Origin of the sequence: Cupriavidus basilensis, from assembly GCF_029335485.1 — a bacterium.
Lineage (GTDB): Bacteria > Pseudomonadota > Gammaproteobacteria > Burkholderiales > Burkholderiaceae > Cupriavidus > Cupriavidus basilensis_E.
The window spans coordinates 1-24,727 of record NZ_JARJLM010000546.1 but is presented as its reverse complement, the minus strand read 5'-3'; the positions used below and the strand labels follow the sequence as shown (position 1 = coordinate 24,727).

Sequence of the window (24,727 nt, the reverse complement as noted above, 5' to 3'; positions counted from 1 at the left end):
GACGCGTGCTCCGCGCCTCCACTGCCACGTCCGGCAAGCGGCTGGTGTTGGCGAGCCCCAGCCGCAGGCGAGCCCGTTCGAGCCGCAGCGCGGCGATGCGCAGGTCATTGTTGCTTCGCAGCGCGGACGCGACCAGCGCGCTGAGCTGCGCATCGCCGAATGCCTGCCACCACGCGTCCGGCTCCAGGGCGCCAGCGCTGGATGCCGCCGGCGTCAGCCGTGCCGCGGCCTGCGTGGCATGCTGCCACTGTTGCGGTACCTCCAGTTCCGGGTTCACGACAGGCGTTTGCAACTCGGCGCAAGCACCCAGGGCAAGCGTCACCAGCGGCAGCGACGCACGGCCGAGGCGGACCATTGCCGAGGTGCGGGAAGGGCGCTTACTCATGGCCAAGGGCTGCTATCGGCTGCAGGCGTGCCGCGTTGCGGGCGGGCATGTAGCCAAAGACCACGCCAATCAGCGACGAGCACAGGAAGGCACCGGCAACGGCGTTTCCGGAGAGCACCATCTGCCATTGCGGAATCAGCAGCGCCAGCACCAGCCCGATCAGGTAGGCCAATGCGGTACCGATCAGCCCGCCCAGCAGGCAGACCAGCACGGCTTCGGTCAGGAACTGCAACAGGACGTCGCGCTGGCGGGCTCCCACCGCCATGCGGATGCCGATCTCCCTGGTGCGCTCGGTCACCGATACCAGCATGATGTTCATGACGCCGATGCCGCCGACCAGCAGCGAGATCACGGCCACCGCCGACAGGAACAGCGTGAGCGCTCGGCTGGTGCGCTCCAGGGTCTTGACGATGCTGTCCATGTTGTAGGCAAAGAAGTCCTTCTTGCCGTGGCGCTGTGCCAGCATGCGTTCGATACCATGCTGCGCGGCTGCGCTGGGCTGGCCGTCGCGTATGCGCACCGTCAGCCCGTCGAAATGCGCCTGGCCGAACAGGCGGCTGCCGGCTGTCGTGGCGGGGAGCCAGATGTTGAGGCTCTTGCTGTTCTCGTCGAAGATATTCTTTTTCTCGCGGGCCACGCCCACCACCACGCAAGGCAGGCTGCCGACCAGGATGACCTGGCCCAGCGCCGGCGCAGCACTGCCAAACAGCTTGCGGCGCGTGTTCTCGTCGATCACCGCGACCTGTGCATGCCTGCGCTCTTCGTCCGCATGGAAGATCACGCCCTGCGCCATGTCGAGCCCGCGCACGCGGAAATAGCCTGCGCCCACGCCATGCACGGTGGCATTGATGTCCACGTTGCGGTGCCGTAGCCGCTGGACCTTGCTGGTCACTGGCGTGACGCTGTCCACATAGGGCAAGGCATGCAACGCGTCGATGTCCGGCGCGACCAGGGTGCGGATGCCGGCGGCGCGGTCGTCGCCGAAATCGGCGCCGGGAAAGATGGACAGCGTGTTGGCGCCGATCGCACGGATATCCGTCATCACGTAACGCTTGGCGCCTTCGCCGATGGCAACGATGGACACCACCGAGGCGATGCCGATCACGATGCCCAGCATGGTCAGCGCGGTGCGCATGCGATGCGCCATCAGCGCGCTCCAGGCCGTGGAGAAGACCTCGGTGAACCCCTGCCAGGCACGCACACGCTGCAAAGCGCGGCCGGCAGGAGGGGCGGCTGCCGGCGGCGCGTCTTGCACCGCGAGGGGATGGCTGGCGTCCGGCGGCGGGGCGGGCTGGTTGGCCCGGTCGGCCACGATGCGGCCGTCGGCGATCTCGATGATGCGCTCGGCGTGGCGCGCGAGCCCCATGTCGTGGGTCACGATGATGACCGTGTGGCCCTGGGCATGCAGTTCGCGCAGGATGGCCAGGACTTCCTGTCCGCTGTGGCTGTCGAGCGCGCCGGTGGGCTCGTCCGCCAGGATCACCTGGCCGCCGTTGATCAGCGCGCGGGCGATGCTCACCCGCTGTTGCTGGCCGCCGGACAGCTGGCTGGGGCGGTGGCCGGCGCGATCGCCCAGGCCGAGCCGGGTCAGCAGCTGGATGGCGCGGTCGCGGCGCGCGGCGCGGTCGGTGGCGGCGTAGATCGCCGGCACCTCCACATTGTCCGCGGCGCTGAGCCGGGCCATCAGGTGATAGCGCTGGAAGATGAATCCGAAGCGTTCACGGCGCAGGCGCGCCAGCGCATCGCTGTCCAGGCTGGCGACATCCTGCCCGGCTACCAGGTAGCGGCCGGCGCTGGCCTGGTCCAGGCAGCCCAGGATATGCATCAGCGTGGATTTTCCGGAGCCCGAGGCGCCGACGATCGCCACCATCTCGCCGGCGCAGATGGCCAGGCTGAGCTGGCGCAGAACCGGGATCTCCTGGTCTCCGGCGCGGAAGCTGCGTTCCACATGCTGCAGCAGCAATAGCGGGGCGCGCGTCATGGCTCCCCCTGGCCGCTGGCCGCGCTGGCGTCACCGGTGATGACACGCTCGCCATCCGCCAGGCCCGCGAGCACCTGGGCATGCACATTGTTGCTCATGCCGATACGCACGTTCCGCGTCTCGATCCGTTGCCCCGGGTGCAGGACGCGGACCGCGAAGGCGCCGGCCGCATCGCGCGGACCTAGCGCGGCCAGGGGTACCAGCAGTGCGTTCCTGGCCTGTCCCAGCAGGATCGTGACCTGGGCGGTCATGTCGATACGCAGCTTGCGCTCCGCGTTCGGGACATCGAACAGCGCATTGAAGAATACGGCGTTGTTGATCTTCTCGGGCGAGGGCTGTATGGCCCGCAGCCGCGCGTGGTAGCGCCGGTCCGGCTCGCCCAGTATGGTGAAGTAGACCGCCTGCCGGTCGACGATACGGATCACGTCGGCTTCGGATACCTGCGCCTTGACGGTCATCGAATCCAGGTCAGCCAGCTTGAGGATGGTCGGTACCTGGTAGGAGGCCACCACGGTCTGGCCCTCCAGCGTGCTGAGCGCCACCACTTCGCCGTCCATCGGCGCGACGATGCGGGTATAGCCGAGATCGATCCGTGCAGACCCGGCCTTGATGCGCCGCTGGGCGAGGTCGGCATCGAGTGCGGCCAGTTCTGCCTGCAGCGCGCGCAAATCGGCCTCGGCGGCTTCCATTTCCTGCCGGGACGCGGCCTCCTGCTCCAGCAGGCCGCGCTGGCGCTGCCAGGCCAGGCGGGCTTGCCGCAGCCGTGCCTGTTTGGCTTCCCGCTGCGCCAGGCCGCTGGCCACGGCGGCGTCGGCCTGGCGCAGGGCGTTCTCCAGCAGCACGGGATCGATCTGGGCGAGAAGCTGCCCTTCCTTGACCTTGTCGCCGAGTTTTACTTTCAGCGACTTCAGTTGACCATTGACCTGCGCGCCGACGTCCACCTGGCGCACGGGTTGCAGCACGCCGTTGGCCAGCACGGTATCTTCCAGGTCGCCGCGGGTCACCGGCGCGGTGATGTACAAGGATGGCTCGGACGGCGTCAGGCGCCAGGCGAGCAGTGCCAGCATGGCCGGCAGCGCGATCGCGGCAGCAAGGAGGGGGCGCCGGTAGCGGCCTGGTTCTTTAGGCATCGGGAAAATCGAAGCAGCGTCGTGGATAGGCAAGCCCGGATTCTCGATGCCCGTTGCCGTCCTGTCTGTGGGCAATTCAATTTCAATTGTCTGGAAGTGTGCCGAGGTGTGGCCGTCTGTCGCTGGCGGGGCCGGGCAGCGTGATGACGAACCGGGCGCCGCCCGATCTGCCGCTGCCAAGCGAGACCTGGCCGCCGTGGGCCAGCGCGATGCGCCGCACGATCGCCAGATCGAGGCCGAAGCGCCCGGAGTGCCGGGCGAGGCCGGCGCCAGCGTGATGGAACGGCTCGAAGATGCGCTCGCACTCTTCCGGCGGCACCCCCGGGCCATCGTCTTCGACCGTGAGGGTCAGGGTGCCCGAGACATCGGTCCTGGAGGCGACGGCGACGGTGCCGCGCGCATTGCGGACCGCGTTGCGGCAGAGGTTGAGCAAGGCGCGCGCGACCAGGCGCGGGTCGCACAGGTGATGCGCGTACGGCCCGGTGCTGCGCACGTCCAGGAGCAGGTTCCGCTGCGCCGCGTCATCGGAGACGATGGCAGCAACGCTGTCGACCATCTCCCGGACCGTGACCGGCACCAGCCTGAGCGGCACGGCGCCCTGTTCGAGCTGGCCCAGGGTGAGCAGCTCCGTCACCAGTTCGTCCAGTTCCCGCACGTTCAGGCGCAAGGCTTCCAGCCGCTGGGCGCGTTGCGAAGGGTCGGGCGCGCTGTCGCCGCACGAGCGCAGCAGGGCAATGCCGAATTCCAGCCGCGCGATCGGTGTCTTCAGCTCATGCGAGATGCCATGGATCATGGCCCGTTGCCGCGCCATCGACGCCTCGATGCAAGCTGCCATATCGTCGAACTGCCGCGCCAGCTGATAGACGTTCGAGCGCCTGGATAGCCTGGCGCGCGTTGAAAGCCTGCCGTTGCCGAACTGCCTTGCCGCTTCCTGCAACGCATTGAGCTCGCGCCAGTGATAGAAGACCCAGGTGACGACGGCCAGCAGGATGGCGAAGGCGATCAGCGCATACGCGGTGAGCTGGAAGTTCGTGTCGTTTACTTCCTCCCGGTGCGCATGCAGGATCTGGCCGTCGCGCAGGGGCAGGTAAGCGTCTTTGCCGTCGTTGCCGAATACCTGCCTGCCGTCCCGGAGATCCCGCAGCCGGCGTTCGCCCAGGTGCAGCACATCGTCCATGCCGATCAGGGCGAAACGCTCGCTCGCGTTGGCCTGCAGCCTGGCCAGGGCGGCTTCGCGCCGGATGTCTTGCTGGTCCAGGTAGCGGGCGAGCAGGTAATTGTAGGTCTTCGAGGATTCGCGCTCGATTTCGCTGAGTTGTTGATGGAGCTGGGGGAGGAGCCCGTACTGGATGCCGGCGACGGCGGCTGCCACGCTGAGCACGACTATCAGGTATAGCTTGAACAGCGAACGGATCATCTATCTCTCCCAGCCGGCTGGGCTCAGCGAAGTCCACCACCCCGGCTCCGGTGACTGGCAATGCGGACTGATTTCAAGGGGCGGCGCCAGCGTTGAAAGCGTGGAACGACAACCGGCACGCTGGCTGAGGCATTGGCGCACGATACGTGGAACACCGCGTGGATCATCATCCCGTGCCATAAGGGGCCTGATTCTAGCGGCAGTCGATTCGCTTGTCGGTGCCGAAATAAACCAAAGACAATTCCGCACAATTCGGCACAGATTCGCGCGACTTTCAAACAGACACCGGTGCGCCCCATCCATAAACTCCGGGGCTTGATCAAGGGGTTGCGGGTGACTCGAACGATTGGAAAGGCTTTATGGGCCCGCGCCGCCGTGGCAGGCAGTATCGGCTGCGCAGGCGTGCGCGCAGAGCATGTCCATACCGTGCAGTCGCAACAGTCCTGCTTCGGGCTGTCCTCTCGCAACTACAGCTTCTGACCGACAGCTTTCAACCGGCATTGAACCGCCGAGACCAGACATGACGCAGCCTATCCCTATCCTGATGTATCACCAGATCGACGCACCGCCGCCCAGGGGTACGCCGCTGCGCAGCCTCGTGGTGGCGCCACGCGACTTCGGGTGGCAGATGCGGATGCTCAAGCTGATGGGCTTTCGCGGACTGGGTCTGACCGAGCTCCTGCCCTACCTGCGCGGGGCGAAGGCCGGCAAGGTCGTCGGCATCACGTTCGACGACGGTTATCGCAACAACATCGAGCATGCATTGCCGGCGCTGCAGCGCGTCGGCTTTAGCGCTACCTGCTATGCCGTCAGCGGCCTGATCGGCAAGACCAACGCCTGGGACGCCGCGATCGGCGTGCCGGCCAAGCCCCTGATGACGCGGGCCGAGCTGCGGGAGTGGCGCCGGGCAGGGATGGAGATCGGCGCCCATACGCGCACGCATCTGGACCTGGCCGCGGCAGGCGCCCGCGCCGCGCGCGACGAGATCGAAGGCTGCAGGCATGAGCTGGAGGACGCGATCGGCGAACCGGTCCGGCACTTCTGCTATCCCTTTGGCGAGTATGACAGGGCGGTCGTGGCGCTGGTGCGCGAGGCCGGCTTCCATAGCGCTGTCACCACCAACCGCGGCCGCGCCTGCGCCGCGCACGACTTTTTCCATCTTCCCAGGGTGCCGGTATCGCGTGCCACGCATCCGCTGCAGTTCCTGCAAAAGCTGCTCACCTCCTATGAGGACCGGCGCGGTACGGAGGTGGCTCGCCATGACGGGCAGTGACCTGATCGCGGCGGCATTCGCGCCGCAGCTGCGTGTGCTGGTGGTCAACTCCCTCCTTGACGGCGGGGGCATCGATTCCCACACGCTTACGCTTTGCCGTGCCTTGCAGCTGCAGGGCTGCAAGGTGACACTGGCGGCGCCCAGCGGCGCACAGTGGATTGCCACGGCGCGGCAGATGCACGGGATCGACTTGCTGGAACTCGGCGCCGCGCGCATCGCGTGGCCCGCCATCCTGGCGCGCCACGTCCGGGAGCAGCGCATGCACGTCATTCACGCGCATCATGGGCGCGACTACTGGGTGGCGATCCTGGCGTGGATGCTATCGGGCCGGAAGGCGGAAGTCGTGGTGACACGCCATATGATGACCCGTCTCAAGGAGAGGACGCGCCGGTATCTTGCCGCCTTCTCCAACGTGATCGCAGTGTCCAATGCGGTACAGGAATCGCTTCACCTCGTCGATCCGGAACACACCCTGAAGCTCAGGCGCATCTATTGCGGAATCGATACCGAGCGCTTCCAGGCCGGAACCGTGCAGCGCCATCGGGTGCGCGACGCATTGGGGCTGCCCCCGGACGCATGGCTGTATGCGCTGATCGGCGGGGCGCAATACCCGGAGGGAAAAGGGCAGCTCTACTTCGTCAGGGCCGCGGCGGAGGTGCTTTCGCGGCATCGGCGCTCGCATTTCCTCTGCGTCGGCGATGGCGACATGATTCCGCAACTACGCGAGGAAGCCAATGCGCTGGGCCTCTCGGGACGGCTCCATTTCCTGCCCTTCGAACATGACGTGGCATCGCTGATGCAGGCGATCGATGTGCTGGTGCATCCGCCCGTGGGCAGCGAGGCATTGGGCCTGGTCATCCTGGAGGCGCTGAGCTGCGGCAAGCCGGTGATCGGCACGGCACTGGACGGCATTCCCGAGACCTTCATCGACGGCGACCACGGCGTGCTGGTGCCGCCGCGCGACGTGTGCCGGCTGGCCGAAGCCATGTGCCAGCTGGCGAGAGACCCGGGTGGCGCGGCGCAGATGGGGCAGCGCGGGCGCCGCTGGGTGGAGGCCAATTTCTCGCTGGCATTGCTCGGGCGCGAGACCGTGCAGCTGTATCGCGACTGCCTGCTCGCCGCCGGGCGACGGAAACGCCGGGCAAGTTAGCGCGATCGAAGCCTGCGACGCCATGTTCAGCCCGATGGCGGTGGAAGGCAGGCCTGCGGGGGCGTGGCGCAGGGCATCGGCACCGCGATGTTCGAGGCGATGCGCCAAAGAGTAAGGCCGCAGCGGCGCAGGATGTTGGGCCCGCAGCCGCCGGACCGGGGGCCGGCCGCTGGACAGTGCCGGGGCAGGGGCGCTCGTGCCCGGTCAGCGATCCATCTGTTCAGATGGCATCCTTGGGCCGCATGGCATCCCCGTCGACGCAGCACGCGAGCACCTCTGCGTCGTCCTTGCCCAGACTGATGTACACATGCCCCACCGAGCTATCGAAATACAGACTGTCTCCCGGCTCAAGCCTGAATGCTTTGCCGTTCTCGAATCGCAGCTCCAGCCTGCCGCTAAGCAGAAAGACGAACTCTTCACCGCTATGCCGGATGTAGTCGGGAAAATCGGACAGTGAACGCGCACGGATGTGCGCCCGCATCGGCACCATGCGTTTTCCCGTCAGTTCATTCGCCAGCATGCCGTACTCGTAGTTCGGCGTGTCGTAGACCATCTGTCTGCCGGATGCCGTGAACGATGGCTCCATCGGCCCGGCGCAGGCTTCCCGCTCGCGGCCGAAGATGGCTGCGAAGTCGCGCTGCAGGGCATGGGCAAGCGCTGCGAACTTATCGTATGTCAGCGCGATATCGCCTCTCTCCGCCTTCGAGATTGTCGACACCGCGATACCCGACAGCTCGGAGAGCTGCATCAATGTCAGTCCGTGCGATTTGCGTGCAGCGCGCAGTCGCTCGCCGACGGCCTTGTGATCGATCTGAGGCGGTTCGGCTGCGGGCGCGGACCGGGTCTTGGCGACTTGTTTGACCATGCGAGTGTTCAAAGGAAAGTACGTGCAGGTTCGGGTTTTCTCGTATACGAGAATTTCACTTTTCTCGTATATGATAACTGACATCGAGGTCGCCATCAGAGGATCGGTCGCTGTGTCAGTTGCCGCATCGGGGAAGGCGGGGATTCTTTCCCGCTGCATTGCCCCCCATTTGTTCCTTCTGCCATCCGGCGAACCTGGCACCGGCTTCGTCGCGCGGCCGCTTGGCCGGTAGAGGACAGCGCCGGGGACGGCGAGTCCGGTCGAGAGACGCCTTCGTTCATTGTGTACCCATCCGATACTGCGCGTGCGTTCAGCCCGCCAGTTTTCAATTCCATCGGCCAAAGTCCGGCCGATATCTCAAGCGGAGAAATCATGTCCAGCGAAATCAAACGTCTTCAAACAAGCGCACGCATGAGCCAGGTGGCGATCGCCAATGGCATCGCGTATCTGGCCGGCCAGGTACCCGACACGGCCGGCGCCTCGGTCACCGTCCAGGCAACGGAAGTTCTCGGCCGTATCGACGCATTGCTGGCGTCGGCGGGTGCGGACAGGACACGGGTCATCTCCGCAAACGTCTGGCTCAGCGACCCGAAGCATTTCGATGAATTCAACCGCGTCTGGGATGCCTGGGTTCCTGCCGGGCATGCGCCCACGCGCGCCTGCGTGCAAGCGCTGCTGATGAAGCCCGGCCTCGACGTGGAAGTCGCCGTAACCGCGCTCGCGTGACGCGCACACAGTCGCGAGCGGCCGGACAGCAGTCACCATCGCTCGCGTAGCGCGCATGGTGGCATGACACGAGGAATCCCTGAATGAAGTTCGATACCTTTGTACTGGGCGGCGGCATGGTGGGTGTGTCCATCGCCGTGCATCTGCAGAAGCGCGGCCTGTCGGTCGCGCTGGTCGACCGCAAGCCGCCCGGCAACGAGACCTCGCTTGGCAACGCTGGTTTGATCCAGCGCGAGGGTGTGTACCCGTATGCGTTTCCGCGCGGCTTCGGCATGCTGCTCAGGTACGCTCTCAACCGGTCCCTCGACGTGCGTTATCACCTCTCGGCCATGCCGAAGCTGGCGCCGTTCCTTTGCCGCTACTGGTATCACTCCGAGGCCTCCCGTCATGCAGCCATTGCGCGCTCCTACTCGACGCTGATCGAGCATTGCGTGAGCGAGCACCGCGCGCTCGTCGAGGCCGCCGGGGCAGGTGCCCTGCTGCGAGCGGGGGGCTGGCTCAAGGTATTCCGTACGGCAAGGAAGCAAGATGCCGAGACCCGGGAGGCCGAGCGCTGGAATGCAGAGTATGGCGTGCCGTTCGAATCGCTCGACGCCGCCAGGCTGCGCCAGGACGAGCCGTTCCTGCATCATTCGCTCGTGGGCGCGCTTCGCTATACCGCGTCTGATTCCGTTAGCGACCCGCACGCGCTTGTCATGGCCTATGCCCGCCATTTCGAACAACTCGGCGGCCGTGTTCTGATCGGCGACGCCACGACGCTCGAACCGCATTGGACGGTCCGTACGCAGCATGGCCGGATCGAAGCGCGCTCGGCGATCGTGGCGATGGGTCCATGGTCGGATACGATCAGCTCGGCGCTGGGCTACCGGCTACCGCTCGTGGCCAAGCGCGGCTATCACATGCACTATGCCGCGAAAGCGGGCGCGCGGCTGAACCAGCCGGTGCTCGACGTGGAGAACGGCTATCTCATCACGCCGATGGCACGCGGCATCCGCCTGACCACGGGCGTCGAACTGGGCCATCGCGACTCGGCGGCCACACCGGTGCAACTGGAGTCCATCGAACCGATTGCGCGCCAGATGTTCCCGCTCGCCTTGCGCCTCGATGACAAGCCGTGGCTGGGCAGGCGGCCCTGCACGCCCGACATGATGCCGATTATTGGACCCGCGCCCCGCCACAAGGACCTGTGGTTCGCCTTCGGACATGCGCATCACGGACTGACACTCGGGCCGATCACCGGCCGGCTGATCGCGGAAATGATGACCGGTACGCAACCTGTCGCCGACCCCTATCCCTTCCGGGTGGACAGGTTCTGACGCAGGCCTCCCGGTCGGAGTCCCTGGCGCACGGTGACGCGGCCGCTCTATTCGCCACGAGGCAGGCGAGGATCCCCCTCTTTACGCAGCAGTTCGAACAACGGATGTGCCGCCTGCGCGGTCGCCGTGACGACTAATCAATGGAGACGAAATGGAGCAACATAAGATGAGGCGTGACTTGACGTCACGCCAGATTTCCTTCATGGCCCTGGGCATGGCCATTGGCGTTGGCCTCTTCCTGGGCTCGGCCTCCGCCATCCGCGCTGCGGGGCCGTCGGCGCTGCTTGCCTACGCGGTCGGTGGCGCAATCATCTTTCTGATCATGCGCGCCCTCGGGGAAATGGCGGTGCATCGTCCGGTGGCAGGCTCGTTCGGCTCTTATGCGTTTGAGTACCTTGGGCCGTTCGCCGGCTATCTTGTCGGTTGGAACTACTGGATTCTGATGGTCGGGGTTGGCGTCGCCGAGACGACGGCGGTCGGCATCTATATGCGGTTCTGGTATCCGGAGATACCACAGTGGATCTGGGTATTCTCCTCGATCATCTTTATCTTCGGGCTCAATCTTCTCAACGTGAAGGCATACGGCGAGTTCGAATTCTGGCTTGCACTGATCAAAGTGGCCACCATATTGCTGATGATAGCCGGAGGCTCGCTGATCGTGTTCACCGGGCTTGGGAACCAAGGCGTTCCCGTTGGCCTGTCCAATCTCTGGCGGCATGGCGGTTTCTTTCCGAACGGCGCAATCGGACTGGTAAGCGCGCTGCCGATCGTCGCGTATTCGTTTGCGGGCGTCGAGATGATCGGTCTCACGGCAGGGGAAGCCAGGGAACCGGAAAAGGTCATCCCGCGTGCAATCAACTCGGTCCTGTGGCGCATCCTGATCTTCTACGTGGGGGCCTTGTTCATCATCATGGCACTGTACCCTTGGAATGAACTCGGGACCCAAGGCAGCCCGTTCGTCACCACATTCCAGGCGCTCGGCGTCCGGCAGGCAGCTGGAATCATCAATTTCGTCGTCGTGTCGGCAGCGCTATCCAGCTTCAATTGCGTTGTATTCAGCGGTTCGCGCGTGCTGACGAGCCTGTCGGAAAACAAGCTGGCCCCGTCGGCGTTCACGGTGCTGAGCCGCAGTGGCGCGCCATCGCGTTCCGTCTTCTTTACCATTGTGTGCATGGCATTCGGGGTTCTCCTCAACTACATCGTTCCCGACAAGGTCTTTGGCTGGCTGATGTCCATGCTCTCGTTCCTGGTCGTTGCGACCTGGGCGATGATCGTGTTGACGCACATGAAGTTTCGACAAAGGCTGATCGCAGCGGGCGTGACGACAAGCTTCCGCATGCCGTTGGCGCCATACACGTCGTGGGCTTGCCTGGTTTTCGTGGCGTTCGTGTTCATCATGCTTGGTCTCGACGAATCCACGCGCGGGTCCGTCTACGTCGGCGTGGCCTGGGTGCTATTGCTGACGATCATCTATCGGCTATCCGGTGGCTTGCGGACGGCAGCAAGGCTGAGCCGGGTTGCGGTCGGCGTCGAAAGCTGACGCCCCGTTCATGGATCGGGCGGCATCCAGCGCTTGTGCGGACGCGGCGCCTGCTGTGAGCCCAAGTCCCGCGGATGTCCTCAGCAGGAGGGGCCATCACGGCGAGGCGCCGTCGCCGCATGCGGGGCTCGGCGCCACGTCACGGATGCCATGTCGACGGGCTGCTTCCCGGACCCGCAGAGGCAGGGCGGTGGCTCCCCGCCATTGCGTAGGATAGCTGGTTGGCCGCGTCCACCACGGTCTGCGCCAGGGCCAGCAGGCGCTCCTCGTTCAAGCGCGAGGTCGGGCCGGAAATGCAGGCCGACCCGAGCAGCCGCCAGTGCAGGCCGAACACCGGCGCCGATACGCTGGAGACTTCCGGCTCGCGCTCTCCCATGGACAAGTGGTAGCCGCGCCGCCGGATCGATTCGTAGGGCTCACCGGGCTCCCCGGAATACGCCAGGATGACGCGCCCGGGCGCGCCGCTGTCCAGCGGTAGCGCCGCCCCGATGCGTACATGGTGGCGGATGGCCTGCGGACCTTCCACGCGCACCAGGCAGGTGCGTTGCTGGCCTTCGCGCACGTAGAACGATGCGCTTTCCCCGGTCTTGATCGTCAGCTCGCGCAGCACGGGCTCCACCACCTCATGCACGTTGAAGGTGGCCTGGTAGCACGCGCCCAGCCAGCCTGCGGCGCGTCCGAGCCGCCAGCTCCCATCCTCTTTCTGCACCAGGTAGTTGTCCGCCGCCAGCGTGCGCGCCAGGCGCAGCACCGTGGTCTTGTGGAAACCCGTGCGGCGGCTGAGCTCGGCCAGGCTCAGCTGTGCATCGCTTACGCCGAAGGCTTCCAGCACGCGAAGGGCCCGTCTGACAGCGATGACGCCGCCGCCCGTGTCGTCGGCCGCCTCGCTGGTGCTTGCGGGATTGGATTGTTCCATCAGGCGGGATATGTTTCGTGAGATGAAACCATATTGTATTAGATGCAACGTGGAAAGAGAATCCGTTCCAGGCAATCGAGCCAATAACCAGATTCGGAGACACTCCATGAAGCTGCTGCGCCGCGGCCTGACGACCGCCCTGTTCTGCGCGCTGGCCCTGCCGGCCCTGGCCCAACCGTATCCCGCCAAGCCTATCCGCGTGATCGTGCCGTTCCCGGCCGGGGGCGGCACGGACATCATTGCCCGCGAGGTGACCAACAACGTGGCGATGGCGCAGGGCTGGCGCTTCGTGGTGGACAACAAGCCGGGCTCGGGCGGCAACCTTGGCGTGGACGCCGCGGCCAAGGCAAGCGGCGATGGCTACACCATCGTGCTGGGGCAGACCAGCAACCTGGCCATCAACCCCACGCTCTACCGCAAGCTGCCGTACGACGTGGAGAAAGACCTGACGCCCGTCGGCCTGGTGGCCAGCGCACCGCTGGTGCTGGTGACCACGATGGACTCGCCCTATAAGACGCTGGCCGACGTGGTGGCGGCCAGCAAGGCCCGGCCGGGCGCCATCAATATGGCCTCCCCGGGCAACGGCACGGTGGCGCACCTGACCAGCGAGCTGTTTCAGAAGACCGCCGGCATCAAGTTCACCCATGTGCCGTACAAGGGCGCTGCCCAGGCTGTCAACGACCTGATCGGCGGCCAGGTGCAGTTGTACCTGTCGTCGGTGCCGACGCTGATCGGCCACATCCGCAACGGCAAGATGCGGGCCCTGGCCGTGACCTCGGCGCAGCGCATGGCCGACCTGCCGAACGTGCCCACCATTGCGGAGTCGGGCTACGGCGGCTTCGAAGCCGTGACCTGGTTTGGTTTCGTGGCGCCGGCGGCAACGCCCAGGGACATCGTGGCGCGCCTGAATGCCGGGTTCAACAAGGCGTTGCAGGTGCCGGAGCTGAGAAAGAAGCTGAACGACCAGGGCGCCGATGTACTGGGCGGCACGCCCGAACAGTTCGGCGCGCTGATGAAGAAGGACATCGTCCGCTGGTCGTCTGCCGTCAAGGCATCCGGCGCGCAGGTCGACTGATCCGCGTTCTTCCCCGCTGCTTCTCGCGGCCTCCCGCTCAGCTTTGCCGTGGAGCCCATGACGATGCCGCATGGCTTTCATGGCCAGCCGGGTTTTTTGCTGAGCCCGCACGTCGGTGGCGTGACGAACGCGGCCTATGTGGGCATGGGCGTGGCGGCGGCACTGGTATTTCCAGCGGCGCTACGGCGTTTCAGCGCTTGCGCGCCGCCGCCGTTTTCGCCGGGGTGCGCAGGGCTGGCCCGCCCGGCGCGCTGCCCGCCTGGATCATGGATGCCAGCACTACCTCGATCATATTGCCGAGCAAGCCCTTGGGCACGCTGGACGGTATTGTCGAACGCTGGGCCGGGATGCCGTAGGACAGGGCGATCAGGGTAATGGTGAGTTCCAGCGCGGAGCAGGGCGGCCTGGCCTGTGCGATCGCAAACAGCCGTTCCACGATCTTCGTCATCTGGGCCCGGTGCGTGGCGAACCGCTGGTGATAGATATCCAGGAAGCGCGGGTCCCGGCCCGCCTGCAGGTTGAACTCCAGCACCAGCAGGCCCCAGTCGATATCGGTTTCGAAGCTGCGGTACATGTCGCCGATCCCGCGCAGCAGTTCCGGCACCTCGGATACGGTCCTGGCGCTGGCCAGCAGCCCCTCCAGCATTTCGGCCTCCTCCTGCATGTGCGCGTCCAGCAGTTCCAGGAAGATGTCCTCCTTGGCGGCGAAGTTCGAATAGAACGCGCCCTTGGAGTAGCCTGCGGCCTCGGCGATATGGTCGACCGAGGTGCCTGCATAGCCTTGTTTGGCAAACACCACGCGTGCGCTCTCCAGCAGCAAGGCTCGGGTGCGGGCACGGCTTTCTTCGCGGCTCAGTCGGGTTTTCTGGATCGGTGGCATGCGTTCGGGAGGAGATGCTGTGGCCTGCGGGCCATGGTTTTCTTGAGGCCGGCCAGGGTGGCGTTGCACAGCCAGGGAAACAACTCGTCGTCGATGCCCTGCGCCGTGGTTGCCCGGCGCCACGCAGCGCTGGCCGTGCCGGGGAGGGAGGTCCTGCATTCGAAGGTCTGCGGCATCAATGTTCTCTGGCAACGCGCCGTCCTGCAAGCCGCGATTGTATATCGGGCATCCAGCCTGGCCGGGCGTTGCAGGTGCCGGCAGGCCCCATGGCTCGCATCGGCGCGGGCGGGGATGAGCGCCAGCCGTTGCATTGCATCTTTCCTGTCATTCAAATACTATTCGGTATCTGAACACCGAATAGAATATATGAAAACCGCTTTCGTCACAGGATCCACCGGGCTGCTGGGCAGCAACCTGGTAGCCCTTCTGCTCAGCCAGGGGTATGCCGTCAAGGCCCTGGCGCGCGACGCCGCCAAGGCGCGCCGCCAGCTTCCGGCGGACGCCGGCGATCGGCTTTCTGTGGTGGTGGGCGATGTTCGTCAACGCCAGGCCTATGAGGACGCGCTGCAAGGGGTGGACGTGGTATTCCATGCCGCCGCTCACTTCCGCGACAGCTACAAGGGCGGCCGCCACTGGCCGCAGTTGTACGAAACCAATGTGCTTGCCACCGGCCAGTTGCTGGACGCGGCTTATCGGCAAGGCGTACGGCGCTTTGTGCATATCAGTTCCATTGCGGTCTTGCGGGGCGGCACCGGGCAACTGCTGACCGAGGATGATCTGCAAACCGATGTCGGCGCCGTGGACGACTATTACCGCAGCAAGATCGAGGCCGACGAGACGGTGTACCGCTTCGTCGCCGCGCATCCCGACATGCGGGCCTGCCTGGTGCTGCCGGGCTGGATGCACGGGCCGCGGGATGCCGGCCCGACCTCTGCGGGGCAGTTCGTGCTGGACTACCTGCAGGGGAAGTTGCCGGGCGTGATCGACGCGGCCTTCTCGGTGGTGGATGCGCGGGACGTTGCTGCCGTGGCATTGGCGGCGTCCGAGCGCGGCGTGCCTGGCCGCCGCTATCTGGCGGCCGGCCGGCCGCTGCATATGCGGGAGCTGATGGCGGCGATGGAAAAGGTGTCGGGCCGCGCCGCGCCCACGCGCGCCGTGCCGCGCTGGCTGTTGTTCGTGGTGGCTGCAGTCCAGGAATCCTACGCGCGCCTCACCGGCAAGCCCGTGCTGCTCAGCATGGCCACGGTGCGCAATATCGCGCAGGACCACGGGCGGCGGTTCTCGGGCGAACGCATCCAGCAGGAGTTCGGCCTGGGCTTCCGGCCGCTGGAGCAGACCCTGTCCGATGAACTCGACTGGCTCCGCAATCATCGCGATCAGCCGGCACTGGCCTGAAGCCCCGGCATCCTGCGGGCCGGCGGCAGCACCGTCGCAGTCCTCGCCAGCAGGCTGCGTCCTTTGATGTCCAGGCCTCTCACCAGCCCCCGGAATGCAAAAAGCCCGTGCGGCATTACCGCACGGGCTTTCGAATCTGGTTGCGGGGGCAGGACTTGAACCTGCGACCTTCGGGTTATGAGCCCGACGAGCTGCCAACTGCTCCACCCCGCGGGCCGAAATATACGCGGGTTGGCGGCTAATGGATAGCAGTGATTGGTTTTTTTTCGGCGCGATGCCGCTATTGCTGGCATGCGGCACCAAGGTGTCCCGCTCTTTCTGCCATAAAAATGCGGAAAATCGCCGATTTCCGCTTTTCCGGCGGGAAAAGCGGATGGCGCAGGATGCAGCGGGAAGTGGCGGTAACGGCTCAGGCCATATGCGCTCAGCCCGGGTCGCCGCCCGTCTCTTGTTCCGGCGCGAGGCTGAACCGCGCCGACAGGTCGGTCTCCGCGCCCAATGGGTCCTGGGCCAGCACCAGCCCCTTGGCGGTGAGCTTGGTCAGCGTCCGGGCCGCCTGGATCGGGCTGACGCCCGTGGCTTTTGCGACCTGGTACGAGTCCATCGGGGTGCCCGTTTTCTGCAGGGCGGCGAGTACTGCGTGGCGGGTGTCGTGATTGTTGTTCATTTCCGGGAACAGGTTGGATCTGCTCAGACTAGACGGGCTGGCCCGCCGATGCAACCCCACGTTTTCGCGGATCCCGCACCCTAAAATGTTGCGCCGGGGATTTCGCCCGTCAGAATAGAGGGTCTGACGGAAAGCAGACGGAACGCATCGCAACAACAATGCAGCACACACTACTACTGATCGACGGCCTGAACATCCTGCGCCGCGTCTACGAGGCCAACCCCGCGCCGGAGATTCCTGCCAAGGTCGAAGGCGCCGTGCTTTCGGCACTGGCCTCGTTCCGGCGTGCGCTGACCGAATGCAAGGCCACGCACGCGCTGGCGGCATTCGATACCGGCGGCAAGACCTGGCGGCACGCGCTGTACCCGCCGTACCGCCAGCACCGCAAGCCGATGGATCCGGAACTGGCCGAGGTGATTCCCGATTTCCGCCTGACGCTGACGGAAGTCCTGGGCCTCCAGACCGCCGCCATCGACGGCTACGAGGCCGACGACATCATCGGCACGGCCTTCTATCGCTGGATTGCGTCCAAGGAAGGGCAGGTGATCGCGGTCAGCACCGACAAGGACATCCTCCAGCTCATTGCCGACGGCGCGATCGTGCGCAACCACTTCGCCACGCCGAAGAACCAGGAGCAACCCTGGTTCGACGAGCGCTATGTGCTCGACAAGTTCGGCGTCGGCAGCCGCCAGCTTGGCGACTATTTCGCCCTGCTAGGGGATAGCTCGGACGATATCCCCGGTGTGCAGAAGATCGGCGCGAAGACCGCGGTAAAACTGCTGCAACGCCATGGCGACCTGGAGACGGTGCTGGCGAACGCGTCACAGGAGCCAGGCATCATCGGCAAGAACCTGGCCGAGCAAGCGGATCTTGCCCGTATTTCGCGCCAACTGGTCTCCCTCAAGACCGATGCCCAGCTGGGCCTGACGTGGAACATGCTGCGTCTTGGCGATCTGCGGCCGGAGTAGCGCCGGCATTGGCATGGCAGTGGCATCTACGCTGCCCCGGAAGTCACCTCGCCACGCGCGCCGGCCGGCTGGCGGTCGAACAGCGCCAGCTTCAGCGCCACCGACAAGGTCGCCAGCACGGCGAACAGCCAGCCGCTCCACAGCGCCCCGGTCATGCCCGCGGCGGTGATGAACCAGCCGCCCACCGCCGAGCCGAACACCACGCCCACGTTGGCGGCCGAGATGTAGAGGCTGGTGGCGAACTCCGGGGCTTCCGGCGCGGCGGAGGCCAGCCACATCTGGCTGACGATCAGGCCGCTGGTGTGCGCCGCGCCCCACAGCAGGCAGACAGCGATCATGGGCGCAAAGGATGCGCTGCCGCAGACATGGAGCACCAGGTAGGCCCCGCTCAGCACAAGCGGGTGCAGCAGCGCGGTCCTGGCCAGGCTCCTGGCCAGCAGCCTGCCGGCCAGCAGGTTGCCGGCCACCCCCCCGATGCCGAACACGACCAGCAGCGCGCCGATCGCCTCGCCACCCATCCGGGCCTCGCGCGCGAGGTATTCCGCGGCATAGCTGTAGACGGAGAACATGGTGGCGAAGACGCACACGGTCGCTGCCAGATTGAGCCACAGTACCGGCTTGCGCAGGATCGCCGATGGCCGGCCGGGGGCAGCCTGCTGCCCCGGGGCAGCGGGCGCGGGCGTGTCCTGCAGCATCGCCAGCAGGCCGCAGCCTGCCGCGGCATTGACGGCGGCGCAGAACAGGAAGGCGGCTTCGTAGGAGACGCGTGCCGCGATCCAGGCGGTGATCGGCACGCCCAGCACCAGGCCCATGCTGGTGCCGACGAAGGCCATGGCCGTGGCATGTGTGGCCCGCTCTTTCGGGTACAGGGACACGGCCGCCGCGAACGCCAGCGAGAAGAACACCGGATGCAGCAGCGCCGGGACCACGCGCAGCGCCATCAGCGAGCCGAAGTCCGGCGCCCATGCTGACAGTACGCTGCAGGCGGCGAAGACAAAGAGCGAGCCCGCCAGCACCTTGCGGCGGGCAAAGCGCGACAGCCACAGCACCATGAACGGCCCGCACACGGCCACCACCAGCGCGAACAGGCCCACCAGCCAGCCTGCCCGCGCGACCGTGACGCCGTAGCGCGCCACGATGACCGGCAGGATGCCGACCACGCCGAACTCGATGGCGTACAGGCCGAACAGGCCGAGCGCGATAAAGAACAGGGAGCGGCCGGCATTCATGGCTGTTTCTCCTGCAGGCTGCCGAGCGCATGGGCCTGTGTTTCGCCGTGCGGATCCAGCGCGGCCACCACCACCTTGCCCGTCGCCTCGCCGCGTTCCACCAGTCTGTGCGCCAGCCGCAGGTTTGCCGCATCGATGGGATGCAAGGTCCGGCCCAGGGACGGACGCAGCAGACCGGCATCCACCAGCGCGGCGACCTCGTTCAGGATGCGGTGCTGGGCGATCATGTCCGGCGTGCCGTAGAGCGGCCGGGTGAACACCATTTCCCAGTGCAGCGATACGCTCTTGGCCTTGAGCGGCGTGGCGTCCAGGAAGTCGTGATCGTCGATGACGGCAATCCGGCCTTGCGGCGCGATCAGTGCCGCCAGCGCCGGCAGGTGGCGGCCGGTGTGCGACAGCGCCGCGACGTGGGTGACCGGGGGCGCGGCGAGCGCGGCCACCTGCTGCGGCAGCGCCTGCGTGTGATCGATGGCGCAATGCGCGCCCAGCGCAAGGCACCGGTCGCGGCCCTGCGGCCGGGAGGCGGTGGCGATCACCGTGAGGCCGGTGAGGCGCCGCGCCAGCTGGATCAGCATGGAGCCCACGCCGCCAGCGCCGCCCACCACCAGCAGGCTGCCCGCCTGCGCGGGCTTGCCGGGCGCGACGCCCAGCCGGTCGAACAGCACTTGCCAGGCGGTCAGTGCCGTCAGGGGCAGCGCGGCGGCTTGCGCGAAGCTCAGCGTTTCGGGTTTGCGGCCGACGATCCGCTCATCGACGAGATGGAACTGCGCGTTGGTGCCGGCGCGATCGAAGGAGCCGGCGTAATACACAGCCTGTCCCGGCCGGAACAGCGTGACTGCGCTGCCCACGGCCTCCACCATGCCGGCAGCGTCCCATCCCAGCGTCGATACCGCGTCGGGCACGGGCACCAGGCCGGCGCGGATCTTGGTGTCGACGGGATTGACCGAGACCGCCCGTATCGCCACCAGCAGGTCGCGCGGACCGGGCCGGGGCCGCTCGATCTCGGTGTCGTACAGGCTGTCCGTTTCGTCGACGCACGCGCGCTTGCGAAAGGCGACGGCCTTCATGGCAGGGATCCCGCTCATCGCGCCACCGTCCCGGCCGCATAGACGGCATCGCGCAGGTCGGTGACGAAGCGGCCGGACATGCCTTCATACAAGGTGTTGGTGAACGCGACCACGCTCAGGCCGCGGGCGCGGTCGACGAACCATGAGTGCCCGTAGGCTCCGCCCCAGCGCCACGTGCCGGGAGACTCCGGCGAGCCGGCCGCCAGCGGATCGTGCAGCACCGAGAAGCCCAGGCCGAAGCCGGTGCCCGGTGCGTCGGGGGGGCCCCATTCCCCAGTCTGGTTGCTGCCCATCTCGTCCACCCAGGCGGCGGGCATCAGCGGGCGGCCGCCCTGGCGCAGCACCTCCAGCAGGCGGAGCAGGTCGCCGGCGCTGCCAACCATGCCGGCGCCGCCGGAGGGAAAGGCGCCGGCGTCCAGGGCGCGCGCCGGCGCGTAGTGGATGCCGGCCGTGCCGTCGACCACCGGGGCCACATCCTGCGCCTGCATGCGGCGCGGTACCGGCGCATCGTTGACATAGGCGGTGGCCAGGCGGCCGGCATTGGCCGCATCCACGAAAAAGCCGGTGTCGTCCATGCCCAGCGGCCCTGTGACCAGCGTGCGCACCGCGTCGCCCAGCGGCGTGTCGCAGGCGCGTTCGATCACGGCGCCGAGCACGTCCGTCGCCAGCGAATAGCCCCAGGCCGTGCCCGGCGCGTAGAGCAGCGGCACGCTGGCGATGCGGCGCAGGTTCTCCGCGAGCGTGATGCCCGGCAGGTCCATGCCGTCCGATACGCCGGCGCGGGCATAAGGCCCGTTGCCGTCGGCTTCGAAAAAGCGGTAGCCAAGCCCGGCGGTGTGGGTCATCAGCTGCCGCACGGTGATGGCGGCGGCGCTGCCGCCAGCCAGCCGCGGCTGGAATGCCGGCAGCCAGCGGGTCACGGTTTCGTCGAGCGCCAGCCGTCCTTGCGCGACCAGCACCATCGCGGCGGCCGAGACGATGGGCTTGGACACCGAGGCCAGCCGGAACAGCGTGTCCTCGCGCATCCGCAGCCCGGCTTCGCGGTCGGCCAGGCCGGCGGCGCGCCGGTGGACCAGTTCGCCATCCCGGGCGACCAGGACGACGGCGCCGACCAGCCGGTGCGCAGCAATGGCCTGATCGATAACGGTATCGACACGCGTGGATAGGTGGGCAGGACGGGTGCCGCCGTCAAGGGCAGGGAGGAGGGAGGACATGGGTGGTTTCCTTCGTTGCAAGAGGTTTCCGGGTGATTTCCGGCTCCTGCAGACGATAAGAAACAATTGACTCGGGAAAAAGTAGGCTACAGTTCCTGATTATCAGGACGAAATTGTCCGGAATAACGGAATGATCCGGAACAAGCGTGTCGAACGTGTCGGCGGATCGGGAATCCGGCGATGCAAGGAGAGTGCCGATGGATAGCCTGAGCGGCTTTACGGTGTTTGTGCAGGTGGCCGAGACGCGCAGCTTCGTGGCCGCCGGCCGCCTGATGGGCGTGTCGGCCTCGGCTGTGGGCAAGAGTGTGGCGCGGCTGGAAGAAAAGCTCGGTGCGCGGCTCTTCCACCGCAGCACGCGCAGCATCACCCTGACCGCGGAAGGCGCGCTGTTCCTGGAGCGCAGCCGGCGCATCCTGGCGGAGATCGAGGCGGCGGAGCAGGAGCTTTCCAGCGCCGCCGGGGCGCCGCGCGGGCGCCTGCGGGTCAGCCTGCCGCTGGTCAGCTCGCTGGTGCTGCCGGTGTTGGGCGACTTCATGCGGCAGTATCCGGAGATCGAGCTTGACCTGGACTTCACCGACCGCCTGGTGGACGTGATCGAGGAGGGCTTCGACGCCGTGGTGCGCACCGGCGAGCCTGGCGACTCCCGCTTGTCGGCGCGGCGCCTGGGTGCTTTCCGGATCCTGCTGGTGGCATCGCCAGCCTACCTCGCGCAGCGCGGCGTACCGGCGCACCCGGCCGACCTGACCGGTCACGCCTGCCTGCACTACCGTTTCCCCAACAGCGGCAAGCTGGAGGCCTGGCCGTTGCGGCGCGATCCCGCCGAGCCGGAGCCGCACCTGCCCACCTCGATGATCTGCAACAACATCGAGACCCGGGTGAGCTTTGCGCTGCAGGGGCTGGGCATTGCCTGCCTGCCGGATTTCGCGATCCGCGACGCGCTGGCCGACGGCAGGCTGCGCACCGTGCTCGACGGCTACGTGGAGCGCAGCGGCACCTTCCGAGTGCTGTGGCCGGCCAGCCGGCATCCCTCGCCCAAGCTGCGGGTGTTCATCGACTTCCTGGGCGAGCGGGTGTTTCCCGCTGGCGGCGCCGATCGCTGAGGGTTTGCGGCAGACAGCGGCCGTCAGTATGAGATCTTCGCGCTGAGGCTGATCGCGCGCGGATCGGCCGGCTGGATAAAGTCGGCGTACTGGAAGCCCCAGTAGCGCTTGTTGGTCAGGTTGGTCAGCGCCGCGCGCAGCGTCAGGTCCTTGCCGGCCACGCGCGTGCTGTAGCTGGCGCCCAGGTTGAACACCGTATAGCCCCCGAGGCCGATATCGCCGGCCGGCCGCAGCTTGGTCGTGCCCGTGTACTTGCCGTCGAGGCCGAGCCTGAGCCCGGGCACGAAGGGCACGCGATAAGCCAGGCGCCCGGCGAGCACGAAGCCGGGCGCGCCGGCGACGCGGTTGCCCTTGTAGGCCGAGCCCTTGTCGTAGTAGCTGTCCAGGTACATCACGCTGCCACCGGCTTCCCACTGCGACCCCAGGCGGGCGTTCCAGGCCAGTTCCGCGCCCTGGTAGATCGACAGGCCGTCCTGCACGTAGACATTGCTGCCGTTGACGTACTCCGCGCCGCGTTCGATGCGGAACAGCGCGGCGGTGCCGGTCCATCTGCCCTGGTCGGTTTTTGCGCCGATTTCATATTGCTTGCTGCGCAGCGGGTTCAGTTGCTGGCCGGCATTGGCATAGGTCTCGGCCACCGTGGTGCCGCCGTCCAGCGCTTCGACGTAGCTGGCGTACAGCGTGGTGCTCTGCAGCGGCTTGTAGAGCAGCGCCACCGTGGGCGTGACCACGCCATTCTTGCTGTAGGCGGAAGTCGTTGCGCCGCCGCGTGCGTAGCCGTTCTGCTCATAGTTGGTGTAGCGCACGCCGCCCAGGACCGACCATTTCTCGGTCAGCGCGATGGTGTCGCTCAGGAACAGCGCCTTTTGCGAGATATCGCTGGCGCGGTATTCGCTGAAGCCCGTCTGGCTGTAGTAGACGTGCGGGTTGGGCTGATACAGATTGCCTGGGCCCAGTGCGAGCGTCAGGTCGGAGCCGGTGCTGTAGCGGTTGATCTGCTGCTGCCAGGCCGTGCCGGCCACCAGCTGGTGCGAGAACGGGCCGGTGCGAAACCTGCCTTCGACCATGGCCGTCCACTGGCTGAACTGGTGTGCCTGCGAACCGTCGTAGCGCGAGTCCTGGTAGTCCCCATTGACGCCGGACAGCACCAGCGAGGTTTCATTGCGGCTGCGCGACACCTTGCTGAAGCTGTAATTGGTGCTGACCGTCCAGTCGGGATTGATGCGGTAGCGCAGGCCGGTGCTGTAGAGCTGCAGGTTGGTGAACAGATGCTGGTCCGGGCCCGCGAAGGCGCCGCCGCGCCCGCTCACCACGCCCGGCAGCGAAGCGCCGGTGTACGAATAGGTGGCGAACGTCGGCGTCTGGCCGAAGCTGCGGCGCTCCTGGTAGAGACCGTCGAAGGTCCAGGTCAGGTCGCGGGTGAGGCGGGCGTCCAATCCAAGCGATACCGAGTCGCGCCTGAGGCTGACCGCATTGGACGGCTTGCCTTCCTCATGCGTAACGTTCAGCCGGTAGCCGAACCTGTCGCCTGGACCGGCCCGTCCCCCCAGGTCGACGTGCTGGCTCCAGGCGTGGGTGCTGCGGTAACCCACTTCGACGCTCGCGGTGAAGGTGTCGGTCGGCTTCCTGGTCACGTAGTTGACCGTGCCGCCCGGGTTGGCAAAGCCGTACATGAAGCCGGACAGGCCCTTGAGCAGTTCCACCTGTTCCAACTGCTCATAGGGCAGGGTGATGCCGTAGCCCACATACGGCATGCCGTTGATCTTGTAGCCGTTCTGCCAGTCGAGCTGCAGTCCCCGCACCGTGAGGTAGCTGGACCAACTGTTGTTGGCGTTGCTGTTGTCGGACACCGAGGCGTCCAGGGCGAAGATGTCTCCCAGCTTGGTCACCTGGCGATCGGCCAGGTCTTCGCCGCTGACGATGATGGTGGAGTACGGCGTGTCCAGCTGCGCGCGCGAGCCCAGCGCGCCGCTGCCGACCTTTTTCTCCAGTTGCTGGCCGGATTCCTCCATGGCGCCGGCGCTGACCGTAACGGCGGGCAGGGCCTGTTCCGTCGCCGCGGCCGGTACGGCTTGCGCCAAAGCCGTGCTGCTCCAGGACAAGCCGGACAGCACGATCATCCTGGCCAGGGTGGCGTGTTGGCGAACCCCGGGTGCCTGCGTTTCCCGATGCGTAGCTTTGTGCTCGCTTGTTCTCATTTTTCTTTGGCTTGAGTGTTGATGCGAACGCAAATGCGAATCAATATCGTTTGCGTCGGCAAGGAGGCGAATAATGCCTACCGGACACAGAATCCGTCAAGAAAAACCGCATCAATGGGAATGCTTTTGCGAGCGGCGGCAGGACGCCGCGCGCGCTGCCAACGGAGCGCGTCGGCCGTGGCTTACTCTTACTGTTGGTTGCGCTGTCGCGCCTGCGCCCGGCACGGTGCGCGCC

22 protein-coding genes, 1 tRNA gene and 1 pseudogene are annotated in these 24,727 nt (G+C 66.4%); 10 read left to right on the top strand and 14 right to left on the bottom strand.

All coding sequences use genetic code 11. The features are described from left to right. From P3W85_RS34070 to P3W85_RS34055, 4 genes are all read right to left on the bottom strand, one after another. Positions 1–385, bottom strand: a 385-nt coding sequence (locus P3W85_RS34070) for a TolC family protein (RefSeq protein ID WP_276268005.1), incomplete at its 3' end; no start/stop codon positions are given. Further along, positions 378–2,366 carry a MacB family efflux pump subunit gene (locus P3W85_RS34065; RefSeq protein ID WP_276268004.1) on the bottom strand — a complete coding sequence of 663 codons (1,989 nt, stop codon included), beginning with the start codon at positions 2,364–2,366 and terminating at the stop codon, positions 378–380. The genes P3W85_RS34065 and P3W85_RS34070, both read right to left, overlap by 8 nt. Further along, entirely contained in the window at positions 2,363–3,496 is a 1,134-nt protein-coding gene (gene macA / locus P3W85_RS34060; protein WP_276268003.1) for a macrolide transporter subunit MacA, read from the bottom strand. The genes P3W85_RS34065 and macA overlap by 4 nt, the downstream gene beginning before the upstream one ends. A gap of 82 nt (positions 3,497–3,578) precedes the next feature. Further along, on the bottom strand, positions 3,579–4,913 hold the full coding sequence (locus P3W85_RS34055) for an ATP-binding protein (protein ID WP_276268002.1): 1,335 nt from the start codon (positions 4,911–4,913) through the stop codon (positions 3,579–3,581). A gap of 520 nt (positions 4,914–5,433) precedes the next feature. Between P3W85_RS34055 and P3W85_RS34050 the strand changes: the two genes are divergently transcribed. Both P3W85_RS34050 and P3W85_RS34045 read left to right on the top strand, forming a co-directional pair. After that, positions 5,434–6,186, top strand: a complete 753-nt coding sequence (locus P3W85_RS34050; protein ID WP_276268001.1) for a polysaccharide deacetylase family protein — start codon at positions 5,434–5,436, stop codon at positions 6,184–6,186. Continuing rightward, positions 6,173–7,336: a glycosyltransferase family 4 protein gene (locus tag P3W85_RS34045; protein WP_276268000.1), complete on the top strand. Its 1,164-nt coding sequence runs from the start codon at positions 6,173–6,175 to the stop codon at positions 7,334–7,336. The genes P3W85_RS34050 and P3W85_RS34045 overlap by 14 nt, the downstream gene beginning before the upstream one ends. A 220-nt stretch (positions 7,337–7,556) precedes the next feature. Here P3W85_RS34045 and P3W85_RS34040 read toward each other — a convergent pair whose 3' ends face one another. Continuing rightward, entirely contained in the window at positions 7,557–8,201 is a 645-nt protein-coding gene (locus P3W85_RS34040) for a helix-turn-helix domain-containing protein (protein ID WP_017226715.1), read from the bottom strand. Positions 8,202–8,573: 372 nt separating this feature from the next. On the opposite strand from P3W85_RS34040, the gene P3W85_RS34035 reads away from it, so the two are divergent. From P3W85_RS34035 to P3W85_RS34025, 3 genes are all read left to right on the top strand, one after another. Continuing rightward, entirely contained in the window at positions 8,574–8,927 is a 354-nt protein-coding gene (locus P3W85_RS34035) for a RidA family protein (protein WP_276267999.1), read from the top strand. Between the two features lie 83 nt (positions 8,928–9,010). Continuing rightward, on the top strand, positions 9,011–10,243 hold the full coding sequence (locus P3W85_RS34030) for an NAD(P)/FAD-dependent oxidoreductase (RefSeq protein ID WP_276267998.1): 1,233 nt from the start codon (positions 9,011–9,013) through the stop codon (positions 10,241–10,243). A 151-nt stretch (positions 10,244–10,394) separates the two neighbouring features. Further along, a complete protein-coding gene (locus P3W85_RS34025; protein WP_276267997.1) occupies positions 10,395–11,783 on the top strand; it encodes an amino acid permease in 1,389 nt (462 codons plus the stop codon). A 139-nt stretch (positions 11,784–11,922) separates the two neighbouring features. Here P3W85_RS34025 and P3W85_RS34020 read toward each other — a convergent pair whose 3' ends face one another. Further along, on the bottom strand, positions 11,923–12,699 hold the full coding sequence (locus tag P3W85_RS34020; protein WP_276267996.1) for an IclR family transcriptional regulator: 777 nt from the start codon (positions 12,697–12,699) through the stop codon (positions 11,923–11,925). A gap of 106 nt (positions 12,700–12,805) precedes the next feature. Here P3W85_RS34020 and P3W85_RS34015 point away from each other — a divergent pair, with 106 nt between their 5' ends. Both P3W85_RS34015 and P3W85_RS34010 read left to right on the top strand, forming a co-directional pair. Next, positions 12,806–13,774, top strand: coding sequence for a Bug family tripartite tricarboxylate transporter substrate binding protein (locus tag P3W85_RS34015; RefSeq protein ID WP_276267995.1), 969 nt, complete (start codon positions 12,806–12,808; stop codon positions 13,772–13,774). A 39-nt stretch (positions 13,775–13,813) separates the two neighbouring features. Next, positions 13,814–13,963, top strand: a pseudogene (locus P3W85_RS34010) (3-phosphoglycerate dehydrogenase); the annotation flags it as partial. A gap of 1 nt (position 13,964) precedes the next feature. Here P3W85_RS34010 and P3W85_RS34005 read toward each other — a convergent pair. Both P3W85_RS34005 and P3W85_RS34000 read right to left on the bottom strand, forming a co-directional pair. Then, positions 13,965–14,654, bottom strand: a complete 690-nt coding sequence (locus P3W85_RS34005; protein WP_276267994.1) for a TetR/AcrR family transcriptional regulator — start codon at positions 14,652–14,654, stop codon at positions 13,965–13,967. Beyond that, positions 14,627–14,830: a hypothetical protein gene (locus P3W85_RS34000; RefSeq protein ID WP_276267993.1), complete on the bottom strand. Its 204-nt coding sequence runs from the start codon at positions 14,828–14,830 to the stop codon at positions 14,627–14,629. The genes P3W85_RS34005 and P3W85_RS34000 overlap by 28 nt, the downstream gene beginning before the upstream one ends. A 190-nt stretch (positions 14,831–15,020) precedes the next feature. Between P3W85_RS34000 and P3W85_RS33995 the strand changes: the two genes are divergently transcribed. Further along, the gene (locus P3W85_RS33995) at positions 15,021–16,049 is read left to right on the top strand and encodes an SDR family oxidoreductase (RefSeq protein WP_276267992.1); all 1,029 of its coding nucleotides are present in this window, start codon (positions 15,021–15,023) and stop codon (positions 16,047–16,049) included. Positions 16,050–16,186: 137 nt separating this feature from the next. Here the strand turns inward: P3W85_RS33995 and P3W85_RS33990 are convergent. Both P3W85_RS33990 and P3W85_RS33985 read right to left on the bottom strand, forming a co-directional pair. Further along, positions 16,187–16,262 (bottom strand) — tRNA-Met (locus P3W85_RS33990). 211 nt (positions 16,263–16,473) lie between these two features. Next, positions 16,474–16,716 (bottom strand): MarR family transcriptional regulator, encoded by a 243-nt coding sequence (locus P3W85_RS33985; protein WP_017226723.1) that lies wholly within the window; start codon positions 16,714–16,716, stop codon positions 16,474–16,476. A gap of 158 nt (positions 16,717–16,874) precedes the next feature. On the opposite strand from P3W85_RS33985, the gene P3W85_RS33980 reads away from it, so the two are divergent. Then, entirely contained in the window at positions 16,875–17,684 is an 810-nt protein-coding gene (locus P3W85_RS33980; RefSeq protein WP_017226724.1) for a 5'-3' exonuclease, read from the top strand. Between the two features lie 26 nt (positions 17,685–17,710). Here P3W85_RS33980 and P3W85_RS33975 read toward each other — a convergent pair whose 3' ends face one another. Genes P3W85_RS33975 through P3W85_RS33965 form a run of 3 tightly spaced genes read right to left on the bottom strand, consistent with a single transcriptional unit; the run spans position 17,711 to position 21,194 of the window. Then, positions 17,711–18,913: an MFS transporter gene (locus tag P3W85_RS33975; protein WP_276267991.1), complete on the bottom strand. Its 1,203-nt coding sequence runs from the start codon at positions 18,911–18,913 to the stop codon at positions 17,711–17,713. Continuing rightward, positions 18,910–19,980, bottom strand: a complete 1,071-nt coding sequence (locus tag P3W85_RS33970) for a zinc-binding alcohol dehydrogenase family protein (RefSeq protein ID WP_276267990.1) — start codon at positions 19,978–19,980, stop codon at positions 18,910–18,912. Before P3W85_RS33970 ends, P3W85_RS33975 begins: the two co-directional genes overlap by 4 nt. Before the next feature lie 14 nt (positions 19,981–19,994). Next, positions 19,995–21,194 (bottom strand): serine hydrolase domain-containing protein, encoded by a 1,200-nt coding sequence (locus P3W85_RS33965; RefSeq protein WP_276267989.1) that lies wholly within the window; start codon positions 21,192–21,194, stop codon positions 19,995–19,997. A 197-nt stretch (positions 21,195–21,391) separates the two neighbouring features. On the opposite strand from P3W85_RS33965, the gene P3W85_RS33960 reads away from it, so the two are divergent. Beyond that, positions 21,392–22,294 (top strand): LysR family transcriptional regulator, encoded by a 903-nt coding sequence (locus tag P3W85_RS33960; RefSeq protein ID WP_017225467.1) that lies wholly within the window; start codon positions 21,392–21,394, stop codon positions 22,292–22,294. A 23-nt stretch (positions 22,295–22,317) separates the two neighbouring features. Here the strand turns inward: P3W85_RS33960 and P3W85_RS33955 are convergent, their stop codons facing one another. Next, entirely contained in the window at positions 22,318–24,492 is a 2,175-nt protein-coding gene (locus P3W85_RS33955) for a TonB-dependent siderophore receptor (RefSeq protein WP_276267988.1), read from the bottom strand. Positions 24,493–24,727 lie beyond the last annotated feature (235 nt).